The organism is Monashia sp. HAY1-2A, from assembly GCF_056755315.1.
On sequence record NZ_JBNDHY010000967.1, the window covers coordinates 1 to 210 of the forward strand.

At 71.9% G+C, this 210-nt stretch carries 1 pseudogene; it reads right to left on the reverse strand.

Annotation, left to right across the window (positions count from 1 at the left end):
* Positions 1-74 (reverse strand): annotated as a pseudogene (locus tag ACPYOM_RS24445) (Hsp70 family protein); the annotation flags it as partial.
* Positions 75-210: the final 136 nt, after the last annotated feature.

Below are 210 nucleotides of genomic sequence, written 5' to 3' on the forward strand. Positions count from 1 at the left end.
GCACTGACGTTGACGATGCCGTTGGCGTCGATGTCGAAGGTGACCTCGATCTTCGGCACGCCGCGCGGTGCCGGCGCTGTCTCTTATACACATCTCCGAGCCCACGAGACGCGTAGTAATCTGGGGGGGGGGGTTTTTTTTTGGAAGGGGGGGGGGGGGGGGGGGGGGGGGGGGGGGGGGGGGGGGGGGGGGGGGGGGGGGGGGGGGGGG